The following is a 25,530-nucleotide window of genomic DNA, read 5'->3' as shown; positions in this document are numbered from 1 at the left end:
GAAGCGGCCAGGAGCCGGTGGGTTTAGTCATCTTTTTATACCGTAACGGCAACATGCCTGTTTTCGAACGCAAATGTCATTTCTTACATTCTGACGGGCAATTGCCTGACGCCACGCTCTTCGGTGGCCGCGACTATGCCGTACATCATATTATGTGTCCAGTGATATCAAGCCAATAAACTGTTTCGACGCCACGATTCCCCGCTAACGTAAACGCGCCGCACCAATTGCCTGAAGTTATGAACCTTGTCGAAACCGCGCGGGTGTTGCGCCTTGAGTTGCGTGACCTGCGTTTCGCCGCACCAGTGGCCTATGTTTACAGTCCGCTGGAATACGCCTGGGACAATCATCGGATCTATCTCGATCGCTTCGGCGCACGCCCGCGCGAAGCCGTGCTGATCGGCATGAATCCAGGGCCCTGGGGCATGATGCAGACCGGCGTTCCGTTCGGTGATGCGAGCATGGTGCGCGACTGGCTCGGCATCGTGGGCTCGGTGGACCAGCCACGGTCGCAGCATCCCGCGCGGCCGGTGCTGGGATTTGATTGCGCGCGCGGTGAGGTTAGCGGTCAGCGGCTGTGGGGGTGGGCGCAACAGCGGTACGGCACGGCGCACGCATTCTTCGCGCGTTATTTTGTGTTGAACTATTGCCCGCTGGGCTTTCTTGAGGCGAGCGGCAGAAATCGCACGCCGGACAAACTCTCGCGCGCGGAAAGACAGGCGCTGTTCGCGATATGCGATTCCGCGCTTGCGCGCGCGCTGGACTGGCTGTCCCCACGGTATGTTATCGGGATCGGCCGCTTCGCCGCGGAACGTGCTACGCAAGTGGCGGGTGACCGCAAGGTCGGCGTGATACCGCATCCGAGCCCGGCCGACCCTGCCGCGAACCGGGGCTGGGCCGAGGCTGCCGAGCAGGCGCTGTCGGCCATGGGCATGGAGCCCGCAAGCTGAGAACTAGCAGGCTGTTGAAAACCAGCCTGCTAATGCGGGGCATGGATGCCCTGCCCGCGAATTAAACACGCAAGTGTTTGATTCGCGCAGACGGGTCCGGACATGCGCCGGACCCGTCGAGTTGAAAAAGGGCAGGACGGCCCTTTTTCAACGTCCTGCTAAAGCGTGCGGCTGGTCCGCGGACGCCAGCGCTGTTGAATCGCCCTGAACGCGATCGCATGGTAAACGGCGCTCAAGCCCACCAGTATATATATCCCCCGCGTTGCTGCATGCGCGGGGCCAAACGCTATGGCCACCGGATTGAAGTCGAACGCCCCCACCGAGCCCCAGATAAGGGCACCGATGATAATCAATATGAATGTAATCAGGTCCACGGTTTTCAAGCAATGGCTCCCATTGTCGGTATAAAAAAAGTCTACGGTGCTTGTGGTCGTCACTCTCCTCCGCCATCCACACAGCGTCGCGATCGATATCGAAATCGTCAAATGCGGCGCCTCCGCGGCTGAGCTGATCGCCCAGCACCAGATGCCGCAGGCGGCTGGGTGGAAGTTTTCTTGGAAATCATGGCTAATCGCAGTGTCGCATCCGCGGCGGGCGACACTGCAATCAGTGGACTACATCTTGCCGGCGCGCGCAAACCCGGCGCCACGGCGAACGCAGCCAACTATTGAACCCAGTGCCGTTTTCACGTACTTTCGCCATCTTGCCCGGCAGTCGGTATTCGATTCATCGATGATTTTTTACTGTGGCGAATCACCGCCATACTGCTCTGCGCACGGCGTGAGCCAAGCGTCAAAAAAATCAAGCCGTACAAAGCTGTAAATAATTCGGAGCCGTTTGCATGACACCTGATTCGCGCCCCCTGTCACCGCATCTGCAGATATACAGGCTGCCGCTGACCGTCATATTATCGATTTCGCATCGCACTACCGGCGCATTGCTCGGCTTCGGTGCGTTCGTGTTCGTACTGCTGGTAGCCGCGGCCGCGGCGGGGCCCGATGCGTACGCTGGCGTGCATAGCCATGTAGCCGCGTGGTACGGACAGTTGTTGACGTTCGCATTCACCTTTGCGCTGTTCTTCCACCTCTGTAATGGCATCCGGCATCTGGCCTGGGATATAGGCTACGGTTTCGACTATGCCACCACGCACAACACGGCTGTGATCGCGCTGATTGCCTCGGCCGGCCTGACCCTGTTGTTGTGGATCGTGGTGATCGCCACGCGCTGGAGTTCGTGATGGCGGTGCGCACACCTGTGACCGCCGCGCGCGGCCTGGGCGCGGCCAAAGCGGGTTTTTCGCACTGGTGGCTGCAGCGCGTCACCTCGGTGGCGCTTGTCCCGCTGCTGCTGTGGTTCGCTTTCTCGGTCGCATCGTTCGGCGACATGCACTACGCGGCGTTTGTCGCCTGGGTGGGATCACCGATCCCGACCGTGCTGCTGATCCTGCTGCTGGCAACGCTTTTCTATCATCTGCAACTGGGTCTGCGCGTGATCATCGAGGATTACGTGCACGTCGAATGGATGAAGCTTGCCGGCATCCTGTTAACGAACTTCGCGTGCATTTTTCTAACGGTACTGGGTGTAGTGGCGGTGTTGAAGATTGCCCTGGGTGCCGGCGTATGAGTGAGGCACACAACAACGCATATACCATCGTCGATCATGCCTACGATGTCGTCGTCGTCGGCGCCGGTGGCGCGGGTCTGCGCGCGACCTTAGGCATCGCCGCGGAAGGTTTGACCACTGCGTGTATCACCAAGGTATTCCCGACCCGTAGTCACACGGTCGCGGCGCAGGGCGGCATGAGCGCCGCGCTGGGTAACATGGGCGAGGACGACTGGCGCTGGCACATGTACGACACCGTCAAGGGTTCGGACTGGCTGGGGGATCAGGACGCCATCGAATACATGTGCAAGAACGCCATGCAGGCCGTGATCGAGATGGAGCATTACGGCGTGCCGTTCTCGCGTCGCGACGACGGCCGCATTTATCAACGTCCGTTCGGCGGCATGACCACGCATTACGGCCAGGGCACGGCGCAGCGCACCTGCGCGGCCGCCGACCGCACGGGTCATTCGATTCTGCATACCTTGTATCAGCAGTCGCTCAAGCAGCAGGCCGAGTTCTACATCGAGTATTTCGCCACTGACCTCATCATGGACGACGAAGGCCGGTGCCGCGGCGTGCTGGCCTGGGATTTGTCCACCGGCGAACTGCACCGCTTCCGCGCGCACATGGTACTGCTCGCCACCGGCGGTTACGGCCGCACGTATTTCTCCTGCACCTCCGCGCACACCTGTACGGGCGACGGCAACGGCATGGTGCTGCGCGCCGGCCTGCCGCTGCAGGACATGGAGTTCGTGCAGTTTCACCCGACCGGCATCTATGGTTCCGGTTGTCTGATTACGGAAGGCGCGCGCGGCGAAGGCGGTTATCTCAAGAACGCGCAAGGCGAGCGCTTTATGCCGAAGTACGCGCCCAACGCCAAGGATCTGGCCTCGCGCGACGTCGTTTCGCGCAGCATTACCATGGAAATCCGTGCGGGCCGGGGTTTCGGTCCCGACAAGGACTACATGCACCTGCATCTGGAGCATCTCGATCCGAAGATTATCCACGAGCGCCTGCCGGGCATCGCCGAGACAGCCAGAACCTTCGCCAACGTCGATGTGACGAAAGAGCCGATCCCGGTCATCCCGACGGTGCATTACAACATGGGCGGCACGCCGACCAACCGCTTCGCGGAAGTGGTGACTTACAAGGACGGCAATCCGGAAACCGTGGTGCCGGGTTTGATGGCGATCGGCGAGGGCGCTTGCGTATCGGTGCACGGCGCGAACCGGCTGGGCTCCAATTCCTTGCTCGATATCATCGTGTTCGGACGCGCGGCGGCCAAGCGCTGCGCCGAGCTGGTCAAACCCGGCAACCCGCCAGGGCCGTTGCCGGCGCGACTGTCGGAGCCGGCGATCGCGCGCTTCGATGAACTGAGACACGCCAACGGCGGCACGCCGACCGCCCAGCTGCGCCTGCAGATGCAGAGAACAATACAGGAATACGCAGCCGTATTCCGCACCGCCGAGATCCTGGATGAGGGCACGCAGAAGATCTGCGCGCTCTTGGAGACGTTCAACAACGACATCCGCGTGACCGACCGCTCGATGATCTGGAACACCGATCTGGTCGAGACTTTCGAGCTCTCGAATCTCATCGCGCAGGCGCTGGTGACAATTGCTTCCGCCGCCAAACGCACGGAGAGCCGCGGCGCGCACGCGCGCGAGGACTATCCGGATCGCGACGACCAGAACTGGCTGAAGCACAGCATGGCGTGGGTCGGCGAGGGCGGTGAAGTGCGGCTCGAATACCGACCGGTACATCTGAATACGCTCACCGACGAAGTCGAAACCGTTGCGCTGAAAGCGCGAACGTATTGACGTGCTCTTTCCCCCTTGTTGGGGGAAGGCCTTAAATTTTCAGGAGATTGCAATGGCGCAGTTCCGGTTACCGGCCAATTCGGTCGTCAAGGATGGCAAGTCGTATCCTGCGACCAACGGTGCGCGGCGCCCCAAGAAATTTATCGTCTATCGCTACGATCCCGATGCCGGCGCCAACCCCAGAATCGATACCTTCGAGCTGGATCTGGACGAATGCGGGCCGATGGTACTGGACGCGCTTTTCAAGATTAAAAACGAGCTCGATCCGACCCTGGCGTTCCGGCGCTCCTGCCGCGAGGCCATCTGCGGCTCGTGCTCGATGAACATCGACGGCGGTAACACGCTCGCGTGTACAAAACGCATCGAGGAATGCCGAAGCGACGTCGTGAAGATTTACCCGCTGCCGCACATGCAGGTCATGAAAGACTTGGTGACTGACTTCACCCACTTCTTCGCGCAATACGCGTCGGTGAAACCCTGGATGCGGACGGAAACACCCGCGCCGCCAGACAAGGAGCGCCTGCAGTCGCCGGCGGAACGCCAGGCGTTCGACGACAACGAGCGCTGTATTCTATGCGCGTGCTGTTCAACGGGTTGCCCGAGTTACTGGTGGAATCAGGAGCGTTATCTCGGTCCCGCCATTTTGTTACTGGCGCACCGCTTTATCGCGGACAGCCGTGACGAAGCGACCGGTGAGCGGCTCGACGAACTCGAAGATCCGTTCAAGTTGTACCGGTGTCATACCATCATGAACTGCACCGCCACGTGTCCGAAGGGCATCAACCCGGCGAGGGCGATTGGCAAGATCAAGGAAATGATCGCCCAGCGGCACATGTAAAATTGTGCCGGGCTGATTGCCCGGCACGGTATGAGACAGTGTTTGTTTACCGCGTGGCGGTCGCGCGTGGCTCCTCGTCGCGCTGCGCCAGATCCTGAATGACGAAACGTTGATAGCGGTGCGCCAGGACATGCGGCCGGCGGCGCACGACGTTCATCACGCGTTCGACTTCGATTTCGTCTGGCGCGTAAACTGTCAGGAAAGTTGCGCCATTGCTGGCCGCGCGGGCATGTTTCTTGACAGCCGCGACGCTCTTGCCCAGCCGGGCCATTAGGCCGGTCGTGTTGATGTTGCGATGCGCCCGTGCGGCCATTTCCCACGGTTCATGCACCGCGCAATCCTGCTCGTGGTAGCCGCCGATGCGCAACTCGTGGCAGGTTTGCCGCGCGTCTTCGCCACGCTCGAAAGCGATGACGATGTAGCCGGTGGGATAAAATGCGCCGAAATCCTTTAACAACGGGTTGCCTTGTGCATCCGCCAATTGTCTGCGCCGTGTCATAGATATGACCTCTTGGATTGAAGCATAAAAGCAAATAATGTTGATGCAATGCAACATTGTTGCTGCTAGACCATAAAGAATCAACCCCCGAAAATCGGTTTTTTCTATGGCCAAGTCTTACAAGACCGCGGTTTTTGTCTTCCGGCGCGATCTCCGACTGGATGACAATACGGGCCTGCGCAAGGCGTTCGCGCTGGCCGAGCGCGTGCTGCCGTGTTTCATCTTCGATCCACGCCAGCAGGGTGACCAGAACGATTACTTCACCGCGCACGGATTTCAGTTTCTGCTCGAGTCGCTTGAAGACCTGGAGCGGCAACTGAAGGCGGCCGGGGGCGCGCTGTACCGGTTCGCAGGCTTGCCGCACGAGATCGTTGAGCGCCTGATCGAGCAGTGCGGCGCCGAGGCGGTAATGGTCAACCGTGACTACACGCCGTTCAGCCGGTTGCGGGATGGCGAACTGCAAGCGCTGTGTGCGCGTCGACACGTGTTCTTCGGCCAGTATCCCGATGTGTCGTTGAATGAGCCTGGCCGCACGGTGACCGAAGCTGGCACGCCGTTCAGGGTGTTTACGCCGTATTATCGGCGCGCCCGCCAGTTCGACGTGCCGTCGCCGCAGTCGCTCAAAGCCGGCGATTTCCACAAAGGCCCCATCGAATTCGCGCGCGGCAAGACTCTTTACGATGAACTGCTCAAAGAGCGCAACGCAGGCGCGCACGTACGCGGCGGACGCGATAGCGGTGTGGCGATTTTGCGGCGGCTCGCTGATTTCAACGACTACGGTCACTCGCACGATGCGGTAGCGCAAGCCGGCACCACCAGTCTCTCGGCGCACCACAAGTTCGGTACGGTGTCGATCCGCGAGGTCTATCACGCGCTGAAGAAGGAACTGGCGGCGGCCAGCGAGGAGATCATCCGTCAACTCTACTGGCGGGACTTCTTCACCCAGTTGGCTTTCTTCAATCCGTGGGTGTTCGGCAAGTCGCTGAAAACCAGGTTTGACGACATGCGATGGGACAATGATGAAAATCACTTCAACGCCTGGTGCGAAGGGCGCACCGGTTTTCCTATGGTCGACGCAGGCATGCGCCAGCTAAACGAGACGGGGTGGATGCACAATCGCGCGCGGCTCGTCACCGGTTCCTTCCTGACCAAGAATCTTCTCATCGACTGGCGCTGGGGCGAGCGCTATTTTGCGCGTCGACTGGTCGATTACGACCCTTGCGTGAATAACGGCAACTGGCAGTGGATTGCCTCGGTGGGGGTGGACACACGTCCCATCCGCATTCTCAACCCGTGGACGCAACAGCAGAAATTCGACAGCCAGGCGGAGTATGTGAAGCGCTGGGTGCCGGCGCTGCGGGGGCTGACACCCGAGGCCATTCATCGACTGCACGATTCGCGTCCGCCCGGGCTTAACGATTATCCGTCACCGATGATGGATCACACGCAGCAGTTTCACGCGGCGCGGGAACGTTACGAACAAGCGGGTTACGGACAGACGGGCTGACACCGGATGGAGATCCATAAAGCTCAGCTGGAGACAAAATCCCCACCGCTGGGATGCAGCGTTTCGCCGGTTATATAAGACGCGTCGCTGGAAGCCAGAAAGACGTAGCATGGGCCTACTCGGCAGGTTGGCCTGCCCGCCCCATGGGTGTGTTGGTGCCGAATGCGGCCACTTCATCAGGATCGAAACTTGCCGGAATCAACGGTGTCCAGATCGGGCCGGGCGCGACGCTGTTAACGCGAATGCCGCGTTCGACTAGCGCTTTGGCGAGTGAACGCGTGAACGCGGTAATCGCGCCATTGCTGGCGGCGTAATCGATCAAATGCGTGCTGCCGCGATACGCCGTGACCGAACTGGTGTTGATGATGACGCCCCCGCGCTCCAGCTGCGTGGCCGAAATTTCCTCAATGCCGGCAGTGGGGTGTTGCTCACCCGCGTGATTGACAAGAATGTCGAGTTTGTCGAAGCGATCCACAGTCGCCGCCACGGCCTCCGGCAAAATACCTCGTCACCGACGTCGCCCGTCAGCAAGAAACACGTACTGCCCTCGGCCTCGACCATCTGCCGGGTGGTCCGGGCGTCGTCGTGCTCTTCCAGGTAGATGATCGCAACATCGGCGCCTTCGCGCGCATAATGCACCGCCACCGAGCGCCCAGTGCCGCTGTCGCCACCGGTGATGAGCGCCACCCTTGTCCTGGAGCTTTGCGCTGCCGCGGTAATCATCGCGAATGGTGAGTGGCTGAGGCATCATCGGCTCCTCGCGGCCGGGCTGCACGGATTGATGTTGCGGATCGCGCGGCAATTGATCTTGGTCGTCGTTTTGCGTGTCGTCGCTACACGAGCTAAAAGCGGCAGACCTGCAAAGCCTGTTCCAGTTGGCGCTTACGAATTTGCCGGGGACAGGCTGGAAGGTAGTTACGCCACCGGCGAGCGACATGCTGCGCATACCCGAAAAACAGGAGGCACAGTGAGTGAAGAATCCATCGCCAGCGCGATACGCGCGGCGCTAGAGGTTGATGGAGACATCAATATGCATGCGTCCGCGATAACCATCAACGTGGAGGACGTCATTCATCTGGAAGGGGAGGTTGCGGACATAATCGCCAAGCGCAAGGCGCTGCGTATTGCCCACCAGCATGCCGGGGGACTGCCGATCGAGGACCGGTTGCGACTGGTGCCGGGCGAGCGCATTGCTAACGATCAGCTGCGCGACGCCGCGCTGGACGCTTTGCGCCGCGAGCCCGCCCTCGCTGAAATCGATATCAATACCGGTACGGATGCGCCGTCGGGTCAGGATCGGGACTGGATAAGGGTGACGGCTGTGGATTGCGCGATCAAGGTTACGGGCGAGGTGAAAAGCCTGTCTCACCGCCGGTTCGCGGAGGTGTTGCTGTGGTGGCTGCCCGGCAGTTGCGATATCTACAACCGCCTGCACGTGCGGCCGCCACAGGCCGATCACGACGAGGAAATTACGGATGTGGTGCGCATGGTGTTCGACAAGGAACCGACACTGGACGCCGAACAGATATCGGCGGTCACCCGCGACCGCGAGGTGACCCTACGTGGCGCGGTTACCAGCGAGGCGCAGAAACAAACTGCCGCGCGGGACGTATGGTATATCCCGGGCGTGCATGCCGTGCACAACGAGCTGGAAGTGCTGTCGCGCTAGTGTGCGGCGTGACAGCACACTGGCAAAACCGGCCTACCGCCGGGCGAACAGCACCGAGAGAAACGCGCCCACGGCCACCGCGACGCCGATCGATGCCAGCGGGTAATCCACCACGCAGTCACGCAGGCGGCCAGCGTAATCCTCGGACGCGCGGCGGGTGCTCCGCGCCGTGTCGTAGGCGCGCTCTTCGATAGCGGTACCCAATTCTTTCAGCCGCTGTCCGGCATCCGAGGCGCGTTCCACGGCCTGTTCCAGCGCGTCGCGTGCGCGATCTGATTTATATCGCATGAGAGCTACTCCGTTTGGATGAGATTTTTATTATATTCGATGTTAACGGTCCAATCGGCCAAAGTCGTCATCGACGCAAATGCATTTTGATCCAGCAGTACGATTGATTCCATACGATAGTCAGGTCGCTGTAAGCCGCGCAAAAAAAACCGTTCGATCAAGTGGGGAGGGGAAGAGGAGGCGATCAAACGGTTTAGGCTCAAAAAGAGCCCGCAATGGGAGAATGGACGCTAACGCATCGCGCTAATTGAAACCTCTATGAACTGTCGTTTCGGAATGAGCGCAGTATATATCTAAAACGCGCCTGGTGGAAAAATAATTTTATCAACTGTTAACTGCGTCAGATGTAGTCACTGTTATGCTCAACGGTTCCTCGCGATTCCTGCGCGTGCTGCCGATGAACTCGCGACGTCGGCCCGGCATCGCGCCCAGACCCGCGGGCGCCGCGCGCATCACCTGCGTCGCGCCTAGTGGCGTGACTTCAGCGGCGCCGACCCGGTCAGCCGCGAGCGATACCACATCGCGATCCGCTGTTCATAATACGCCACCGCGCCTTCGGCTTCATCGGCCGTGATCCCGTAAATCTCCTGCAGCTTCGTCACCAGCTTTTCGCGCTGGCCCTCGCAGGAGGCGAGATCAGCCTCGGTAACGCCTGCCAGATCCTGCTGGATGAATGCCTTGAGCCTGGACCAGTCGCTACCCGTCAATGGGTGACTCGACATTGCAATCTCCTGTGTCTGATTACCGTACAAAGAGTCTGGCGAATTGCGAAGCAAGCGGTGTACCAAAGTTCTGGATCAGCGGCGAGAATAATTCGGGCATTTCGGAGTGCTCGCGGCGCCGGGACGGTGTCGACATTGCCCATAAGACGATCCGCATTCTGGCGAAGCAGTGCGAGCCAGCACCGAGGTGACTTTGAGAGAAACGCTCGAGATTTATGTTTCAAAGGGGGACCTGTTATCGTCATCGGCTGAATATCGACTGCGCTGGGGGCGTTACCGCGCTTCACGGGCGCATCACTTATAGTCAGCATGCCGCGCGAAAACATCAGGGGAGTTCTATGCGTCACGTCCCTGTCGATGATGATCCGAGCTTTACACTAGTACTTTCCGAATAGATTAAGGGTCTGGAACCTACCTTCCGCCCTGCGCGCAATCTCCCTGGGGGCGATTGAAGGCGAACGTGGCGCGGGCAATGATCTGGTGGCGAACTTGCACCCACAGACTCAGTGGGTGCGCAATAGTGGTGCGCTGCCGGCAAGTCTGAAGGGTAATAAATTGTTTGGCCATGAGCGCGGGGGTTTCACGGGCGCTTGGTATCAGCCTCAAGACCATGTACAACAAGGCTCAAGCGCTATCAGGCGCATTGACCCGGGCGCATTAGACTAGGGGCGATTGTAATATTTACGCCACGTTGTAATTTTTATAGCAGCGTTAACTTGCCCCCCGAAACGACACCGTACCGAGGCGCATCAGGGTCGAAATTTCCGCTTGCGGGTCATTGCCCCAGGATGATCTAGTCTTGAACACGGCGGCGGTCTTGAAATGAGACCGCCCGAAGTTTATATACCCCTTACTTACGCCACTACCTGGAGGATCATAATGTCACTAAGACTCGGAGACACCGCGCCCGATTTCAAGGCCGAAACCACCGAAGGCCAGATCGACTTTCACAAATGGATCGGTGACGGCTGGGCCGTGCTGTTCTCGCATCCCAAGGATTTCACCCCCGTTTGCACCACCGAGCTGGGCTACATGGCGCGCATCAAGCCCGAGTTCGACAAGCGCAATGTCAAGATCATTGGCTTGAGCGTGGATCCGGTCGGCGATCACAGCAAATGGGCGAAGGACATCGAGGAAACGCAGGGCACCGCGCCTAATTACCCCATGATAGGCGATCCCGACTTAAGCATCGCCAAGCTATACGATATGCTGCCCGCGGAAGCTTACGGCGACGCCAAAGGTCGCACGCCCGCGGACAACGCTACCGTGCGCAACGTGTACGTGGTCGGACCGGACAAAAAACTCAAGCTTATACTCATCTATCCAATGACCACGGGCCGCAACTTCGATGAAGTGCTGCGCGCGATCGACTCCCTGCAACTGACCGCCAAACACCAGGTCGCAACACCCGTCAACTGGCAGGATGGCGACGACGTCATCATCCCGACCTCGGTATCGGACGACGAGGCCCGGAAGAAATATCCGCAAGGCTTCAAGACGCACAAACCCTATTTGCGCACGGTCAAACAGCCGCAATAGCGATGATCGGCCAGGATGACCTTGCCTGCGATCGCGGGCAGGGTTCTCTTTGGCGGCGTCCGTGTCGCAAGGTTCAGCTCAGTGCCTACCTTGCTGGAACGTCTCCAAGCGGGGGATGGCGCGCGCACGCCGGTTTGGCAATCGTATCGGCCGCGAAGGTGCGTCCATTGGTCGAGACAGGCCCTTCTCGAACGATGGCTCATTGCTTATGGGCGCGTACAGCGCGGTAGGGCGAATAGAGCCCGCCACCCCATTCGACAAGCACACGCATGCTTTGCGAGTGTAGCCATCGACAGCCGCCGTGGAGTACGCGCACTGTTCGTTCATAACGATTTTGCACAGTGCGCCCCGCCTTCATCCACCCTACAGAAGATGTGGCAGGAAAATTCAGGTGAGTTCAATTGGTGGGCGATGCTGGGATCGAACCAGCGACCCCTGCCGTGTGAAAGCAAATTAAGCGAGTTTAAATCCTCCGCGAATAGAGCCATTTAGCTTTAAGCCATTCATACAAAGGAGATTATTGCCGCACGTTCCCGCACATGCTATCGTCATACTACCCTATACGTTGGAACCCCTGCCGAACCCCAACATACGGGAAAGTTAAGCCAAAAGATCGGGAGCGTGAATTGGTGATAACGCGGAACCCGGGCTCGCAGAAAGCCTAGCACGTCCGGCCTACGAAACTGACACTACAAACGATCGCAGACCTTAAAAAACTATTGCCCCGTGTGATGCGGCCCTGTGCACTCGGGCCCGATGCCTGCGCGGTAAGCTTGCTGTCGCTAGTGAATTGAGCCGCTGCTATATCGTCGCCGCTGAGACCCTCCGCCTGCATCCGCCACATATTGTCGAATAGCCGCGCCGAAGTCGCAACTCCGACGGATGACCATCTCGACGATGGGCCCCTACACCAGAACAATGATGCGGTCGAACGACGCGGCCTCTGCGCCACCGCCAGGCGCGTAAACGGTTATCCGATAAGCGGCTGAATGCGTGAAGTCAGGTAGTCTAGTCGTTTATAAGAGCATGGTGGCCAAGCCCGCCTGTCTAATGAACGAGGTCTATCTCGGCCACAACTAATGACAATATCTCGCCAGCGAGATGCAAACGTCTCCTAGACCGTGGTCCCCTTTCCGAGCAAACGGATACGCTTAAATCCGGTTCAGCCACTGAGCCGATACTCCCCCTTGACCTTCACTCGCGCGAGACGCGAAATGGTGTGAACATTTGTCGCCTTGGGCCGCCCTGAAGAGTCCCGATCCTATAGCGAGGACTAGCATGTTTGACAACTCACTTACCCAGCGGTACTTTTCCTAGGCGACGAAAAGGGGCGATTAAGTTCTTATACCCGAGATGAATCCGAAATAGAAACAAGGGTTGTTTTCTTGAGAATTTGCTTTGAGGGCCACAGGCACGCAGCGGTGACGGAAACCAAGACATGGGGCAGTGAACCTCATTGTGGACTCGGCTTCAAATTCGATCCGCAGTGGGCGCGATGGCACCAACCAACGAGGTGCTGCGCCAGTTTGTCGGTAATATGGCGCTGCTAGGGGCGCAGTCGCTCGACTATCGGAACCAGTCGCTCAACGAGCGTGTGCTCCACAGCGAGCATTGCGGTTTGTCGAAGATGGTCGCTCCTGCGGCGCGTGACGATATCGCCGTCAGAGCGGCTTTGGCCGCGAAGCTTGCTTGGTCACCACTGCTGCGGCTTCTTTGAGGCCTCGGCTGCGGGAACCGAACCGCGCCAGCTTGGCCCGGCATCAAGCGTTACAATTTCAAGAGCGCATTCAGGCGACCGTGGCCAAGTTCTTGTCTATTGTCCACAGACGAGGCGCGTACCCGCCTGATGCGCCGTCCACCAGGTGCAAAACAAGGATACTGCTGATGAACGCTCGATATCCCGATGAGGCCATTCCATTTAAGCTCACTATGGATGCGCGTGAATTTCGAGACGCGCTCGGGTGCTTCGCCACCGGTGTTACGATGATCACCGCTCGCGGTCCGCACGATGAGCTGATTGGCATCACCGCCAATTCCTTCAACTCCGTGTCGATGGACCCGCCGCTGGTGCTGTTCAGCCTGGACCGCAGCGCTTACAGCCTGAAGGCGTTCCTCTGCAGCCACAACTTCGCAGTCAACATCTTGAGTGCCGATCAGCAGGAACTGGCCCACCGATTTTCTAAGGCGCTCATCGACAAATGGAACGGTTGCGATTACGTGTTGACCGACACCGGCTGTCCGTTCCTAGCCGGGGCGCTGGCGCGCTTCGAGTGCCGCATCCATCACACGTACGGTGGCGGCGACCACGTCATCTTCGTGGGCGAGGTGTTGCGTTTTGAACACCGGCCTGAACGTAGGCCGCTGCTTTTTTATCGTGGCGTCTACACGCATGTAGACGGTGCGCAGCAACCCTGCGCTCTGCAATCACCCGAGTAAGTCGCCGGTGCGACTAAGGTCTCACTGCCCTCGAGAGGCCGTCAGTATACCGGCTGCGATTAGCACGATGCCGAGCCACTGGTGCATGCCCAAACGCTCTCCGAAAAGGTAGTTGCCCGCGATGGCGATAAGCGCGAAACCGGCTCCGGCGTAGGCTGGATAGACCAAGGAGACTGGCAGGTAATCCAGGGCCTTGGCGAACAGAAATGTATTGACCAGGTAACATAGACATGCCGCGATAAACCAGGGCGAGTACACGAGCAAGAACAATGAACTCCCCTCTGCGACCACGCGCGATTGCTTAAGCAGCAGGCCGGCTATGCTGTTGATGAACGCCACGAAGAATAGGATAAACCATGCATTCATGGCCTAGATCACCTCAATGGTTGTAAGAAGAGACCTCGGCCGCCGAAGACGGGCCACTCGGAGGATGGGAGGACTGGGAGGACTGGGAGGACTGGGAGGACTACAGCTTGTCGGCTGACTCCGGTCGCCCGCTACTTCAACATTAGCATTTCTCCGCCCGGACGGCGGTCCTTCATACGGCTCACGGGCTCGGACGAGCCTTCCTGTCAACGCGCGATCGTGTTCGATCCGGGATTGCTAGGCAACACGCTCGAGTACTATCCGGCGCTGGAGCGCGAAGATCTGCGGCGCGAGCGTTGTCAACCCATCATCGATCCATTTTAAGGTCTGAAGCACCCATCGTGGCAACGGGATAAAGAAGGTTTTGGCGGTAACGCCGCCACTCACCAGATACGCCAATACCTCACTGCACCCTCGATCGGTAATGCGGAAGAACGGAATTTCCCGGTGGAAGCGATCCTCATCGTCGAATAGCATGTTGGGAACCGCATTGTTCCCGGACCAAAGATCTTGGGTGTCGTTGGCCGGTGTGTTCGGGTCGAACACATTGACATCGTAAGAATAGCCCTCGATACGCATGAGATGGAGCATGACGCGCATCAACAGCGAACAGTTCACATCCTGGATCAGCATTCGTCCGCCCACCTTGAGGATGCGCTGCATTTCTTTAAAGAAAACTATCGGGAAGGGTACATGATGAATCATGTTCGACGCGACGACGAAATCAAAGGCATTGTTCTCAAAAGGCGTGCTGAGCGCATCGACATGTTTGACGTCTAGCCATTCGTGATCTGCGCAATCGGTGAGTAAGTATGATTTAGCCTGCAATATATCCTTGCCATATCCTTGGCCACAGCCGACTTCGATACCGCAGCTTTTCTGCGGATCGATAAATTTCTGCATCCAGAGAAAGCGATTGTTCAGCAAGAACACTAGATTCGGATTGATGCCGTCGTAGAACAACTTGCGAGCGTACTCGACGCCGCCCTCATTTTTCATGCGGTTTTCTTGGTGGCTCGGGAGGTAGCGCGATCCGAGCAGGACCGGCCGTGATTGAGCAACGGACATAGATTTACACTCCTTCGTGAATGCGCTCAGTGGAAACGCTGGCCGGGAATGCGGTTAAGATCCTCGATCATCCTGCCGACCCGCTGGGTGGTCCGGAGGTAGACGTCTTCCATCAGAATATGGGCGAATTCGCCATTTCGCCCGACACTGTACAAACCTTTGAGACCGGAGTCGCGTGAGAAACTCTTCCGTTCTTCCTCGTAGGCAAGAAGGTAAACAGGATAAGCAATCTTAGTGCGCAATACGCGCGCGCCTCTATAACGTGACTTGATGTCGGGTACGACGGACTGGAGCTGGTCGAGACACGTCGCGGCGAGCGCTTCGTCATCCGCACTCCAGTGTTGATCCCCTACATGACAGCCAATATCGACGGTGAAATAGGTCTGGCCCTCGGGAGCCGTCCAAGGCAGACAGATGGGCGGCTCCTGCACGCGGAAGAAGTCATACTGTTTTTCCGGGAACCACACCGCCACGTTGGGCATCAGGTTTCGGCCGTTGAGGAACAAATTGACGAAAATCATGTTGCTGTAGCGAAACTCCTTCAAGTACTCGAGGCGGTCCGTACCGGAAATCAGTCTCGGCAGAACGTTCACCGGTGCTGTACTGACGACCGCGGCAGCGGGTTGGGTCTGGCCATTCACATCGACGCCGACGACAGCGCCATTCTCCACGTGAATCTTCTGGACGGGGGATTCGAGCTTGACATTGCCATCGATGCCTTCCAGCAGGTGCTCACAAATCATCGCGATCCCACCTGTCGGGTAGGCATGCCAGACGCTCGCCTTCTCTGGCAGATCCTGGCAGTAGCCGATCGCCACCGCCTTGCGCGAGAGACGCCCAGCAATGCGCAGCATTACCGTCCGCAGGACATTGGGCAGCTTATTGCTGATCGTCGGCGACAGCTCCGCGGCTGAGGCGCCTGTCAGCTTCTCCATGAGCGGAATCGCGACCTCGCGGGCGAGGTCGCGACCGAAAGCCGCTTCGGCCCAGGCCGCAGCATCCAGCGCGGCTCCATCGGGTGCGCCGCTCAAGCGCTGCTTGAGTGCGCTCAAGCAGAATTTCGGGACGGTAATGAGACCGAATGGATAGCTGTAGACCTTGCCGTGGAGAACCACGCTTTCACCGAAATACTCAACATCCCGGCATCGCGCGTCGACGCCCAGCGTCTGCGCCAGCCGGTTGGTAATGAGATGGGTCCCAAAGTCGTAGCTGTAACCTTCGACATCCTTGAACGTAGAGGCGAGACCGGCGATGTTTTTCGATGCTTCGTACAAAGTAAATGGGATCTGCGCTGCCGCGAGCTGTCGTGCGGTAAGCAAACCGGCGTAACCGCCGCCGATGACGACAATAGGGTGCTGCTTCATGAAAGGTGACCTCTAGTTCCAGTGGCTGAGCTGACCGGACACGCGCCATCGGCGCGTTCCATGCGGAGCGCGCGCGAGCTTGCGTCCGCGGACAAACTCGCTTCTTCGACTTATCAGTAGCGCCGACCAACCGCCTTGCGATGATCCTGCGGGCCCCATACGCGCCCGCTCGCCGAGCTCGAGCTGATCCCCGAGTCGCAGAACAACGGCGCTATTACTCCCGAGTTGACGCGTTGCACCGCCAACATATTATCGAACCAGAGCGCGGATGCCAAACCGATGGCGGACTTAGGATGTAGCTTGACAATGCCTCCGGGAGTGAATAAGGCCCCTTGAAGGCTTAGTGGCCCGCCTCCCCGCCCGTCATCGAGCTATCCAGGGCTCTTGCGCAGAAAGTTCTTCGCGTAGTCGGTAATGATGCGGGTGATCCCGCGGGAGAGGACCTCATCGAGCGCCGCCACAAAGGTCTCGATCTGCTCGCGCGTAACGATGAGCGGGGGCTCGAGCCGGATGACGTTACGGTTGTACTCGGTGAAGGCCACCAGGATATTGTGGTCCTTCAGCAACAGGCTGCCGACGAAGCCGCACAGACTGCCGCGGAGCTTGTCGTCGAGAACGGAGACAATGCTGCGCAGGCCGAATGGCAGGGTCTGGCTGAAGTCTTGGAACTCGACCCCTACCATGAGTCCCTGACCACGCACCTCCTTTAAGATCTGTGGATAACTGCGGTGTACTCTGCGCAGCCGCTCCAGGAGGTAGGCGCCTTGCGTTGCGCTGTTGTCGATGAGCCCTTCGTCGTAGAGGACGTTCAGGGCCTCGATCGCGGTGCAACAGGTCTCCCCCATGCCTCCAAAGGTGGCCGGGCCGTGGATGAGGGCGGTCTTGGGCGTCCCGTAGGCCGTCATGTAGAGCGGGCGCCGGGCGATAATGGCGCCGATAGCTGCCTTGCTGCCCCCGAGCGACTTGGCCAGCGTGACGATGTCCGGCACCACCTCTTCGTGCTCGAACGCAAAGAAGCGGCCCGTGCGTCCGACCCCGCATTGCACTTCGTCGGCGATCCAAAGCACATTGTAACGATCGCACAGCCGGCGAACCTCCTGCCAGTAGCCGGGAGCTGCAAGGACGACCCCGGCGCCGCCCTGCACCGTCTCCAGAATCAGGATACCAATCGAATGATCGCGCTGGAGCGCCGCTTCGAGTGCGGCTGCGTCACCGAAGGGAATGCGGACACGATTATCCAAAAGCCGGAAGGTCGACTGGTAGAAGTCGGAATCGGTGACCGACAGGGCTCCGCGCGACTTGCCATGGAAGGAACGCTCGGCATATGCAACCGTGGAACGTCGCGGTCCCTGAACCTTCTCCGCCAGTTTGAGCGCCGCCTCGACGGCCTCTGAGCCCGCGGAGCCGAGGAACACCATGTCCAGGTCTCCCGGTGCGATGCTGGCGAGGTTCTTGGATAGGGCACTGGCGTACTGAGACATGAAGGCGATAGCGATCTCGTGGCGCTTCTCATCCTGAAATCGCTTGCGCGCCGCCAGGATGTGCGGGTGATTGTGCCCGAGCGCGAGTGAGCCGAATCCCCCGAAGAAGTCGAGGATCCTGCGACCGCGCTTATCCGTGTAATACATGCCTTCGGCGCTCTCGACGACGACCTCATTGAATCCCAAGAGTTTGAGGAAATGGAGCTGGCCGGGGTTCACATGATCGCGAAAAAGTTCGGTGGTCTCCGCCACACTCAGCTTTTTGGCATCTTCCACGGTCAACAGCCCAGGTTTGACAATTGCCACCCGGCCGCCTGGCGCTTGCCGATCGTTAATGTTTTCTCGCGTTACAGTCATGCTCATAGCTTGCCTAGCGGGAAGGATTGGCCCGCACCTTCTATTTGAACGGCCCAAGGTTGAATTGTCCAGTACTACAGGAGACAGAGTTTGTTGCCCTCGGACCCCGAGGCGGCGTGAGAGGTCCGAGCTCATGCGCCCGTGTGGGTCCAACTCGTCCAGCACCGCGCGGAAGCGATCGAGCTTGGGATACATGGCTTGGAACAGCTCGCCTGGCAGGCAGGCGTCCTTGGCGAGGTAGACACGCCCGCCATAATCGAGTGTTATTCCGCCCAGGCGGGCGATGAGCCGCTCAGTCCCTGGACGCCTGGGGAGATCCAGCGCCAGCGTGTAGCCGCGCATTGGGAACGACAGCAGTCCTTGGCTCTGGCCGCCGAGGGTCTTGAGCACGGCTAGAAACGAGGCGGCTCGGGCGCTGGCGACCTCCCCTAAGAGGCGCCGGATGGCCCGGTGGCTGTCTGCCTCGGGCACCACGCACTGGAACTGGTAGAAACCGGCCCGGCCGTACAGGCGGTTCCAGTCCAGGATAGCATCGAGCGGATAGAGGAATTGGTCGATCAGGCGATCGACCCGACGGCCTGACGGAGGCACCCGGCGATAGTACAGGGCGTTGAAGGCGCGCACAGTCCACGGATTGAGCGCGGCGGCGGGGAAGTCGAAGGGCACTCTTACTCGCCGCGGTGGTGACCTCGATAGCGCAGCGTCGGCGTGCTCTGCGGTCTCTAGAATACCGCGGCCTAGGCGAGCGTCCCCGGCCAATGCGTCGATCCAAGCCACCGAATAGGTGCAACGCGTGCGTGCCGTCTCGAAGGCCGCGAAGAAGGCTTCCAGGTCAGGGATCCGTCGCTCTTCGACCCGGACGGCGTTCGTGGGTACACGCCGCAGTGTAAAGCAGACCGCCAGCATGATGCCGGTGAGCCCCAAGCCGCCGATCGTGGCGTTAAACCACTCGGGTCGATCCTTGGGTGAGAGGCGCACGGTGTCCCCGCAAGGCAGCAGCAGATCGATCCAGCGGACATGGTCCCCGAAGCTCCCGGCGACGTCGTGGTTCTTGCCATGCACGTCATTTGCCACTGCCCCGCCGATGGTGACGAAGCCCGTGCCGGGGCTCACCGGCGCGGCAAAACCGAAGGGAAGGAATTCGCGCAGGAGCTCGTGAAAGGTGACGCCCGGTTCGCAGACTACCTCTCCATTGGCGGAATCAAATGACAGGATCCGATTCAGCTGTGTGGTGAGGATGACCCGGCCATGGCTATTGAGGGCCATATCGCCATAGCTGCGTCCGCCCCCGAAGGCGATCGCCGTGCCGTCTCGGGCGGAGTGCATGGCCTCGATGGCCTCGGCGCGCGTCTCCGGCAACGTAACCGAGGTCAGGCCACCACTGACCCGACCCCAGCCGTGCAGCTTAACCGCCTTGTGCATCATCCCTTGCGCGTACGCTCTTGAGTGGTCGGGCTAGGTCGCCAAGCACAGGATCAACAGTACGGCGATACCGATTCCGCAGCTCTTCCGCGAGCCCGGCGAGGACCACCAGATCGAGGATAGACCAAGAGCGCAGGCCGGCTTCAACGGGGGCGACGCGGAGGTTGCGCCTGTCGGCAAGCGTGGAGTTGGTACCGCCGTAAACCACCCAACCCGGCTTCTCGCAAACCGGGGAAGGCTCAACGGCATGCAGCATGCGGCCGGTCTGCGCGCCGAGGCAAAGCGAACCGAATTCGAGGCTGTAGCGAGGCTCGGGAATCTTGAGCTCACTAAAGAAGACTTGCGAGAAGTTTGGGTTGCCCCTGCCTCTAGTGAGCACCGCACAGTCAAATTCTCACCGTAGGGCCGCTCAACAAACGCGCGGTCGTTATAAAAGTTTCTGCGCTATCTCCGATAGCTGTGGTGGCGACAACACTCACCCCCACGGTATACCATCTAAGTTCGCGATTCCAAAAATCACCATGATCAAGCCAAAAATCAACCAGGATATGCGGTCCTTGGCAGCATAGACGATCGGATCGTCGTGCATTCGGCCGCGAGCGGTAGACAGCCATAGCCGACATTGCCAGAAAAGGATCAGAGGCACGATTCCCCAAAGGACATTCGGATTGGCGTATATTGTCCGAGCTGTAGTACTGTCTATGTAAAGCGCGAGGACAAGGCTGGAAACAAAACTGCACGCCACGCCCATGACTTTAAGCATTGAAAGGTCAGAAGCGCCATAGCCGCGTCCCGACACCTTCCGCTTCTCCTCTGAACGCAGAGCCGCCAATTCTGCGGTTCGCTTCAAAAACGCTAAAGCCAGAAATAGAAAGCTCGAAAAACTCAGGAGCCATGTCGATACACTGACGTCGGTCGCAAGTCCCCCGGTCAATAATCGTAGAGAATAGAGGCTCGCAAGGACGAAAACATCGATAAGCGGTTTCTTTTTGAGTGAAACGGAATAGGCGATCGACAAAACCGCGTAAGTAACGATCGCCAAGCCGCACTCGCTAGATACAATCGAGCCAAAAATAATTCCAATCGATACTAATATCGGGCCATACAATCCATATTGGAGCGGGAGCTTACCGCTAGCGAAGGGTCGGTATCGCTTACGTGGGTGTTGGCGATCACTATCTAAATCCAACAAGTCGTTGATGATGTAAACACCCGAGGCGGTGGCGCAAAAAGCGAAGAAGATCACCAAAGAAGCCAGGGCGATGGCGGGCTCCCATAGCACCAGGGCCGTCAGTGGCGCAATAAAAACAAGAATGTTCTTCGCCCACTGATAGGTCCGCATGGCCTTAAGCAACTGCACAAGAGATGACTCCCGTGCCGCGAATGTCTCACGGACTGTTGTTGCTGCGGCGGCCGCGCGGGTCACATATGATGAGGCATTCACCACGACAGCCTCTTTAGCTTTGCGCCAGATCGGAAGATCGCACCTATCATTGCCGACATAGATAAATCCCCGATTGCCGAAGCGATCCTCGAGAACGCGAGCTTTGGTCTCGCCTTTGAGGTTGGTGATCCCATCCGAGGCGATCACTTCATCGATGATGCCGGCTTCCGCAGCGATGGCTTCGGCAATCTTCCGGTCCGCTGCAGTTGCCAATACAAGCCTGTGGCCGCGCTCTCGTTGACGTTTCAGATAAGAGCGCAGTTCTTCGTCAAAGGGAAGATGCGCGATGTCCAGCGTGCAGCGCTTGGCAAGCTCTTGTTTAAAGTACGCCTTACCGTGAGTGAGCCATACTGGCGCCGTAAGCAGGACTGCCCAGTGTTGCCCCGCCGCCTTTAGCAGCATCTCAAGCATCAAGTCGGTCTTGACAAAAGTACCATCCAGATCGATACAGATTGGCTCGTACTCCCCAGCATCAGTCTCAGCCGTTACCAGCACATTTGCCTCCATTCACTGTCGCCTGCGCCGTTACACGATAGATGCTTGCGAATGGCGTTTAACCCATTGACCATCCGGTGAAACACCCTTGTCACCCGTACTTATACTCACGCCGATCGCACCTGTGCTTGACGATTACCGGAATAACGACATGGATGCGGCTCTCTACGCTTTCCATAGGAGACTCATGCGCCGAGCTGCGTCTCGTAATTGCTTACGACTTATTCAATTTTATGACATTAGGCGAGTGCCAGTTCATTAGCGCTAGTTCTCAACCGTTCCAGCGCTGGAAGATCGACAATTGATCGGCGGATCTTTGTGTATATGGATTCTGCCCCGTCTGTAGAAGAGATTGCAACATGAGCAAGGTAGATCATCCGATCATGCGGAGTCAGGGACATACAAGCGCCGTGGCATGTATGATCTCCATTGGGGTTTTACAGGCCAGGCCCGCCTGAGTGCTAACCTCTTTATAAGGGATCGCCTTTTCAAATCTGACGCGCGTCGAGCGGAAATCGCCAAAATATACTTGAACCGCTCCATCTACGCGTGCGAGCTCCGCCATTTGATTACCCAGCTTGTAGTTCCATTTGAGATTCTTGTACAGGTAAACTCCGCCAATAGTGAGGATGTTTAGCGTCAGCGCGACCGCCACGATGCCACCGACGATGTTCGCCACTCTGTCATGCACACTCACCAGAAACATGGTAATAATCACCGGTATACAGTACAACTGCGGCGCGAAACGCGCGTACCATCCCTCCTCGTGGATCAAGGCGGAAGCGAGCAGATACGCACTTATGCCCATTACAATCAGCCCGATCTTCCTCAAAGCAGGCGATCGCACAAGTGTCCACAGCAGTCCAATCACCGACAGCACCAGCACACCGCTAAACAGCGGCCCCCAACCGCCGATTCGCGTGCTAGGCGACCCGAAGGGTCGAATCTCGTCTAGGCTAGTCACCGTTAAAGGAATCTTCAACTCGGTTTCTGCGGTGAGGGAAGCTTGCGATTTGGCGAACACCGATTGATAAAGCTTTTCTACTCTGTTCAGACCCCTGAGGCTCACCGGCGTTGATTTAGGACCGTCCATAATGTCTACATGACCCTCGCCAAAGAGCGGAAAGAAAGGGTGTCCGTGATACAGCGTATTTGTGACATAGGGATTGTAGCCAACGACAAGCACGCCTGCTGCAAAACATAGAATGCTCGCCCATATTGCCCGCCGAAGCGGGCGAGTCTTACCCATGAGCGCCGCGGCCACAATAAATCCCAGACCGATGAAAGCAACATAGGGTACAGCCGTGAACTTAACGTTCAGCGCGATCAAGATGACGAAGCTCAACGAGGCAAGAGTAAGCTTGTCCACTGCGAGGAGTATCGCCGTTAGGCTGGCCACCAGGCAGACCAACAATGACGAGAGCTGGCCATCGATGTAAAAAGTTAAAGTTTGATACACGCTGACGGGGTTCAGCGCGAGCAACAGGCTGAAGATGAAAGCTATCCGGCCGTCGATCTGCTTGATACGTAACAATACGGATAGACACAGAAAGAATGATGCGAGTATCAAAAGCAGGTTGAACGTCTTGCCCTGTTCTATGTTCCCCGTGAGCTTGTACAGTGCGGCCGCTGTTATCCAGGGTCCTTTCGAGTAGTGGTTTATCCAGATGCTGCGTTGAACGTCTTCAGGCACCCGTTCGTAGACGGGATTCCAGCCGTTGGCCAATTGTATAATGGCCTCCTGGCGATAACCTTGGCCATCGAAAGAGAAGTCATAGAAACAGCCTGAGAACACTACGGTGGCGATGCACAGAAGGGCAAAGGACGATGCAAGCGCTGCTGCAGATACGGAGCCGTGTATCTCGGGCCTGCTGCGGTAGACGAACGGTGTCAGGAACGTGACAATGAATGCCGCGGCGACGTGGTAGGGCGTAATTTCGATTCTTGCGAAGAATAGAATACTCGTCAGAAGCAGAACCAGCGCAGTAAATTCCAGGAGCAGAAAGGCCGCATAATTGCTGAGATACGAGACTGTATCCCTTGGCACGGTACCCAAACGTTCGGTTAGACGTGCGCCTGCGTTTCTCTGGCGGCTTGCGTCGGACATCATGCGGAGCTCCTGAGGTTACCGGCGCGTATAGAAATGTGGTGGGCCATCTCCGCCCGTCTGCCAGCAATCATCGAAGGACCCGCTCGGCCGTTAAAAATACGATTCCGAGCGCTGTTGCCTTTGATCGGTGAAGACCCTGGTTTGGGTGAATCATCCTCGCCAATTTGGTTCGCATAGATGAACCGGCAGATGACGCTCGCCCCGTGTGCGAGCCTTCTGAGGGGCAGCGTCGAGTCCCAACGTCAAACGGGTGTCCACCCACGCTCGGGGTCTCAGTATATCAGCCACGTTCTGCATCGCGTTACTGTCTGTTTGCCTCGGATGAGGGCAGCACTTCAGCAAGTGGGACACGCCATAGTTGGCAGACACTTTGCTCAGGCGCTCAGCGCCGCCGCCCTTGTCCAGTCATGCCTGCCTGAAGACTACCAGATCAATGCCCAGGCTGAGCTCCCTAGTACGGCTATGTCACAAACCGACGGATGGGAACACCTCGAGCATGTAGGCCAGACCTGACCCTGAGGTCTCCCCTCAAACAAGTTAGTAGTTACGCAGTTGGACTGCGCTAATGTAAAGAAGCTAAATGAATCCGCCAAAGTCAGTTGCGAAGATTACATCAACTTCCTGATCGCCACACCGCGCGTCTGTTCCGGCGTTGAAGCGGCGCGCACCACGCCCGTCGAGGAGTCGCCGCCCGCACACGACGCCTTTACGCGCCTGTTGCATCGCCTTGAACCGGCCGCCGAGACGCTCTGGCAAGAAGCCGCGCCGCAGGTCGAACGCACAACAGGCATCCTCGTCGTTGATGATTCGACGCTCGATAAGCCGTACGCCAAGAAAATAGCATTGGTGCGGCGCCATTGGTCCGGCAAACATCGAGCGGTGGTCGAAGGCATCAATCTGATCACCTTGCTGTGGACGGACGGCGATCGCCACGTACCCTGTGACTACCGCCTCTATGACAAAGCTAATGATGAGTTGACCAAGAACGATCACTTCCAGGCCATGTTGCAGGCGGCCTGTGAGCGCGGCTTTCAGCCCGCTTGCGTCGTCTTTGATAGTTGGTACTCTAGCCTCGAAAACTTGAAAACCATGCGAGATTTCGGCTGGATATGGCTGACGCGGCTGAAGTCGAACCGGCTGGTGAACCCGGATCGGACAGGCTTGCGCGCCGTCTCGCTGATTGCGACCGATGCGCGAGGCTGTATCGTGCATCTGAAAGGCTATGGTTGGATTCGCCTCTTCAAGCTTGTCGCCCCAGACGGCGACTTTGAGTGGTGGGCAACCAATGACTTGCAGATGAGTGAGGTGGCGCGCGTCCGCTTTGCGGGCTTCGCATGGACGATTGAGAATTATCATCGTGGCATCAAGCAGTTCTGCGGCGTCGAGCGTGCGCAGGTGCGCGCGGCCAAAGCGCAACGCAATCATATCGGCATGGCGTTGCGTGCATTTCTCAGACTAGCAGCCTGTCGGACTTGAGAAGCCGGCTCGCGTCGCGAGCGCAGGTTTCGAGTCGTGTTGATGGTTCATCGGTTCGCTGACGGGAGTGTTGG

At 58.4% G+C, this 25,530-nt stretch carries 24 protein-coding genes and 1 pseudogene; 13 read left to right on the top strand and 12 right to left on the bottom strand.

Going from position 1 to position 25,530, the window contains the following annotated elements:
- Positions 1-239: 239 nt before the first annotated feature.
- On the top strand, positions 240-950 hold the full coding sequence (locus H0V34_05860; GenBank protein ID MBA2491236.1) for a single-stranded DNA-binding protein: 711 nt from the start codon (positions 240-242) through the stop codon (positions 948-950).
- Positions 951-1,108: 158 nt separating this feature from the next.
- On the opposite strand, the gene H0V34_05855 is transcribed toward H0V34_05860, so the two are convergent.
- The gene (locus H0V34_05855) at positions 1,109-1,333 is read right to left on the bottom strand and encodes a DUF378 domain-containing protein (GenBank protein MBA2491235.1); all 225 of its coding nucleotides are present in this window, start codon (positions 1,331-1,333) and stop codon (positions 1,109-1,111) included.
- Positions 1,334-1,370: 37 nt separating this feature from the next.
- On the opposite strand from H0V34_05855, the gene H0V34_05850 reads away from it, so the two are divergent.
- From H0V34_05850 to H0V34_05830, 5 genes are read left to right on the top strand one after another with little or no spacing between them, the layout of a single operon-like run.
- A complete protein-coding gene (locus H0V34_05850; GenBank protein ID MBA2491234.1) occupies positions 1,371-1,772 on the top strand; it encodes a hypothetical protein in 402 nt (133 codons plus the stop codon).
- Positions 1,773-1,791: 19 nt separating this feature from the next.
- Complete coding sequence (sdhC, locus tag H0V34_05845) at positions 1,792-2,187, top strand: succinate dehydrogenase, cytochrome b556 subunit (protein ID MBA2491233.1); 396 nt, start codon at positions 1,792-1,794, stop codon at positions 2,185-2,187.
- Positions 2,187-2,573, top strand: a complete 387-nt coding sequence (gene sdhD, locus H0V34_05840; protein ID MBA2491232.1) for a succinate dehydrogenase, hydrophobic membrane anchor protein — start codon at positions 2,187-2,189, stop codon at positions 2,571-2,573. The genes sdhC and sdhD overlap by 1 nt, the downstream gene beginning before the upstream one ends.
- Positions 2,570-4,375, top strand: coding sequence for a succinate dehydrogenase flavoprotein subunit (locus tag H0V34_05835; GenBank protein MBA2491231.1), 1,806 nt, complete (start codon positions 2,570-2,572; stop codon positions 4,373-4,375). Before sdhD ends, H0V34_05835 begins: the two co-directional genes overlap by 4 nt.
- Before the next feature lie 52 nt (positions 4,376-4,427).
- Positions 4,428-5,213, top strand: coding sequence for a succinate dehydrogenase iron-sulfur subunit (locus H0V34_05830; GenBank protein MBA2491230.1), 786 nt, complete (start codon positions 4,428-4,430; stop codon positions 5,211-5,213).
- Positions 5,214-5,259: 46 nt separating this feature from the next.
- Here the strand turns inward: H0V34_05830 and H0V34_05825 are convergent, their stop codons facing one another.
- Positions 5,260-5,712: a hypothetical protein gene (locus tag H0V34_05825; protein MBA2491229.1), complete on the bottom strand. Its 453-nt coding sequence runs from the start codon at positions 5,710-5,712 to the stop codon at positions 5,260-5,262.
- Between the two features lie 106 nt (positions 5,713-5,818).
- On the opposite strand from H0V34_05825, the gene H0V34_05820 reads away from it, so the two are divergent.
- Positions 5,819-7,219, top strand: a complete 1,401-nt coding sequence (locus tag H0V34_05820; GenBank protein ID MBA2491228.1) for a deoxyribodipyrimidine photo-lyase — start codon at positions 5,819-5,821, stop codon at positions 7,217-7,219.
- 23 nt (positions 7,220-7,242) lie between these two features.
- Here the strand turns inward: H0V34_05820 and H0V34_05815 are convergent.
- Positions 7,243-8,156: pseudogene (locus tag H0V34_05815) on the bottom strand (SDR family oxidoreductase).
- 30 nt (positions 8,157-8,186) lie between these two features.
- Between H0V34_05815 and H0V34_05810 the strand changes: the two are divergent.
- The gene (locus H0V34_05810; GenBank protein MBA2491227.1) at positions 8,187-8,888 is read left to right on the top strand and encodes a BON domain-containing protein; all 702 of its coding nucleotides are present in this window, start codon (positions 8,187-8,189) and stop codon (positions 8,886-8,888) included.
- 33 nt (positions 8,889-8,921) lie between these two features.
- Here H0V34_05810 and H0V34_05805 read toward each other — a convergent pair whose 3' ends face one another.
- Together H0V34_05805 and H0V34_05800 are read right to left on the bottom strand one after the other, a co-directional pair.
- Positions 8,922-9,176 carry a DUF883 family protein gene (locus tag H0V34_05805; protein ID MBA2491226.1) on the bottom strand — a complete coding sequence of 85 codons (255 nt, stop codon included), beginning with the start codon at positions 9,174-9,176 and terminating at the stop codon, positions 8,922-8,924.
- 467 nt (positions 9,177-9,643) lie between these two features.
- The gene (locus tag H0V34_05800; protein ID MBA2491225.1) at positions 9,644-9,898 is read right to left on the bottom strand and encodes a CsbD family protein; all 255 of its coding nucleotides are present in this window, start codon (positions 9,896-9,898) and stop codon (positions 9,644-9,646) included.
- Positions 9,899-10,378: 480 nt separating this feature from the next.
- On the opposite strand from H0V34_05800, the gene H0V34_05795 reads away from it, so the two are divergent.
- From H0V34_05795 to H0V34_05780, 4 genes are all read left to right on the top strand, one after another.
- Positions 10,379-10,564 (top strand): sigma 54-interacting transcriptional regulator, encoded by a 186-nt coding sequence (locus H0V34_05795; protein ID MBA2491224.1) that lies wholly within the window; start codon positions 10,379-10,381, stop codon positions 10,562-10,564.
- 213 nt (positions 10,565-10,777) lie between these two features.
- Positions 10,778-11,437, top strand: coding sequence for a peroxiredoxin (locus H0V34_05790; GenBank protein MBA2491223.1), 660 nt, complete (start codon positions 10,778-10,780; stop codon positions 11,435-11,437).
- 1,495 nt (positions 11,438-12,932) lie between these two features.
- Complete coding sequence (locus tag H0V34_05785; GenBank protein MBA2491222.1) at positions 12,933-13,154, top strand: hypothetical protein; 222 nt, start codon at positions 12,933-12,935, stop codon at positions 13,152-13,154.
- 167 nt (positions 13,155-13,321) lie between these two features.
- Positions 13,322-13,873 (top strand): flavin reductase family protein, encoded by a 552-nt coding sequence (locus H0V34_05780; GenBank protein MBA2491221.1) that lies wholly within the window; start codon positions 13,322-13,324, stop codon positions 13,871-13,873.
- A gap of 21 nt (positions 13,874-13,894) precedes the next feature.
- On the opposite strand, the gene H0V34_05775 is transcribed toward H0V34_05780, so the two are convergent.
- The 7 genes from H0V34_05775 to H0V34_05745 all read right to left on the bottom strand — a co-directional run bounded on the left by H0V34_05775 (position 13,895) and on the right by H0V34_05745 (position 23,980).
- Entirely contained in the window at positions 13,895-14,239 is a 345-nt protein-coding gene (locus H0V34_05775; GenBank protein ID MBA2491220.1) for a small multidrug resistance protein, read from the bottom strand.
- A gap of 237 nt (positions 14,240-14,476) precedes the next feature.
- Positions 14,477-15,307: a class I SAM-dependent methyltransferase gene (locus H0V34_05770; GenBank protein MBA2491219.1), complete on the bottom strand. Its 831-nt coding sequence runs from the start codon at positions 15,305-15,307 to the stop codon at positions 14,477-14,479.
- A 26-nt stretch (positions 15,308-15,333) separates the two neighbouring features.
- Positions 15,334-16,671 carry an FAD-dependent oxidoreductase gene (locus H0V34_05765; protein MBA2491218.1) on the bottom strand — a complete coding sequence of 446 codons (1,338 nt, stop codon included), beginning with the start codon at positions 16,669-16,671 and terminating at the stop codon, positions 15,334-15,336.
- A 371-nt stretch (positions 16,672-17,042) separates the two neighbouring features.
- On the bottom strand, positions 17,043-19,934 hold the full coding sequence (locus tag H0V34_05760) for an aminotransferase class III-fold pyridoxal phosphate-dependent enzyme (protein MBA2491217.1): 2,892 nt from the start codon (positions 19,932-19,934) through the stop codon (positions 17,043-17,045).
- Complete coding sequence (locus H0V34_05755; protein ID MBA2491216.1) at positions 19,915-20,310, bottom strand: UDP-N-acetylglucosamine 2-epimerase; 396 nt, start codon at positions 20,308-20,310, stop codon at positions 19,915-19,917. Before H0V34_05755 ends, H0V34_05760 begins: the two co-directional genes overlap by 20 nt.
- 96 nt (positions 20,311-20,406) lie before the next feature.
- Complete coding sequence (locus H0V34_05750) at positions 20,407-21,882, bottom strand: UbiA family prenyltransferase (protein MBA2491215.1); 1,476 nt, start codon at positions 21,880-21,882, stop codon at positions 20,407-20,409.
- Between the two features lie 379 nt (positions 21,883-22,261).
- Entirely contained in the window at positions 22,262-23,980 is a 1,719-nt protein-coding gene (locus H0V34_05745; GenBank protein MBA2491214.1) for a hypothetical protein, read from the bottom strand.
- Positions 23,981-24,697: 717 nt separating this feature from the next.
- Between H0V34_05745 and H0V34_05740 the strand changes: the two genes are divergently transcribed.
- Complete coding sequence (locus tag H0V34_05740; GenBank protein MBA2491213.1) at positions 24,698-25,456, top strand: transposase; 759 nt, start codon at positions 24,698-24,700, stop codon at positions 25,454-25,456.
- The last annotated feature ends 74 nt before the right edge of the window (positions 25,457-25,530 follow it).

Source organism: Gammaproteobacteria bacterium (assembly GCA_013696315.1).
Taxonomy (GTDB): domain Bacteria; phylum Pseudomonadota; class Gammaproteobacteria; order JACCYU01; family JACCYU01; genus JACCYU01.
Note: the sequence above shows the minus strand (reverse complement) of the source record. Positions and strands in the feature narration are given on the sequence as shown.

What these genes read in the sequence shown, in the direction of transcription:
- H0V34_05860 (MBA2491236.1), top strand. Translation starts at nt 240, where the DNA reads ATGAACCTTGTCGAAACCGCGCGGGTGTTGCGCCTTGAGTTGCGTGAC.
- sdhC (MBA2491233.1), top strand. Translation starts at nt 1,792, where the DNA reads ATGACACCTGATTCGCGCCCCCTGTCACCGCATCTGCAGATATACAGG.
- sdhD (MBA2491232.1), top strand. Translation starts at nt 2,187, where the DNA reads ATGGCGGTGCGCACACCTGTGACCGCCGCGCGCGGCCTGGGCGCGGCC.
- H0V34_05835 (MBA2491231.1), top strand. Translation starts at nt 2,570, where the DNA reads ATGAGTGAGGCACACAACAACGCATATACCATCGTCGATCATGCCTAC.
- H0V34_05830 (MBA2491230.1), top strand. Translation starts at nt 4,428, where the DNA reads ATGGCGCAGTTCCGGTTACCGGCCAATTCGGTCGTCAAGGATGGCAAG.
- H0V34_05825 (MBA2491229.1), bottom strand. Translation starts at nt 5,712, where the DNA reads ATGACACGGCGCAGACAATTGGCGGATGCACAAGGCAACCCGTTGTTA.
- H0V34_05820 (MBA2491228.1), top strand. Translation starts at nt 5,819, where the DNA reads ATGGCCAAGTCTTACAAGACCGCGGTTTTTGTCTTCCGGCGCGATCTC.
- H0V34_05805 (MBA2491226.1), bottom strand. Translation starts at nt 9,176, where the DNA reads ATGCGATATAAATCAGATCGCGCACGCGACGCGCTGGAACAGGCCGTG.
- H0V34_05800 (MBA2491225.1), bottom strand. Translation starts at nt 9,898, where the DNA reads ATGTCGAGTCACCCATTGACGGGTAGCGACTGGTCCAGGCTCAAGGCA.
- H0V34_05790 (MBA2491223.1), top strand. Translation starts at nt 10,778, where the DNA reads ATGTCACTAAGACTCGGAGACACCGCGCCCGATTTCAAGGCCGAAACC.
- H0V34_05785 (MBA2491222.1), top strand. Translation starts at nt 12,933, where the DNA reads ATGGCACCAACCAACGAGGTGCTGCGCCAGTTTGTCGGTAATATGGCG.
- H0V34_05780 (MBA2491221.1), top strand. Translation starts at nt 13,322, where the DNA reads ATGAACGCTCGATATCCCGATGAGGCCATTCCATTTAAGCTCACTATG.
- H0V34_05775 (MBA2491220.1), bottom strand. Translation starts at nt 14,239, where the DNA reads ATGAATGCATGGTTTATCCTATTCTTCGTGGCGTTCATCAACAGCATA.
- H0V34_05770 (MBA2491219.1), bottom strand. Translation starts at nt 15,307, where the DNA reads ATGTCCGTTGCTCAATCACGGCCGGTCCTGCTCGGATCGCGCTACCTC.
- H0V34_05765 (MBA2491218.1), bottom strand. Translation starts at nt 16,671, where the DNA reads ATGAAGCAGCACCCTATTGTCGTCATCGGCGGCGGTTACGCCGGTTTG.
- H0V34_05760 (MBA2491217.1), bottom strand. Translation starts at nt 19,934, where the DNA reads ATGATGCACAAGGCGGTTAAGCTGCACGGCTGGGGTCGGGTCAGTGGT.
- H0V34_05750 (MBA2491215.1), bottom strand. Translation starts at nt 21,882, where the DNA reads ATGGAGGCAAATGTGCTGGTAACGGCTGAGACTGATGCTGGGGAGTAC.
- H0V34_05745 (MBA2491214.1), bottom strand. Translation starts at nt 23,980, where the DNA reads ATGATGTCCGACGCAAGCCGCCAGAGAAACGCAGGCGCACGTCTAACC.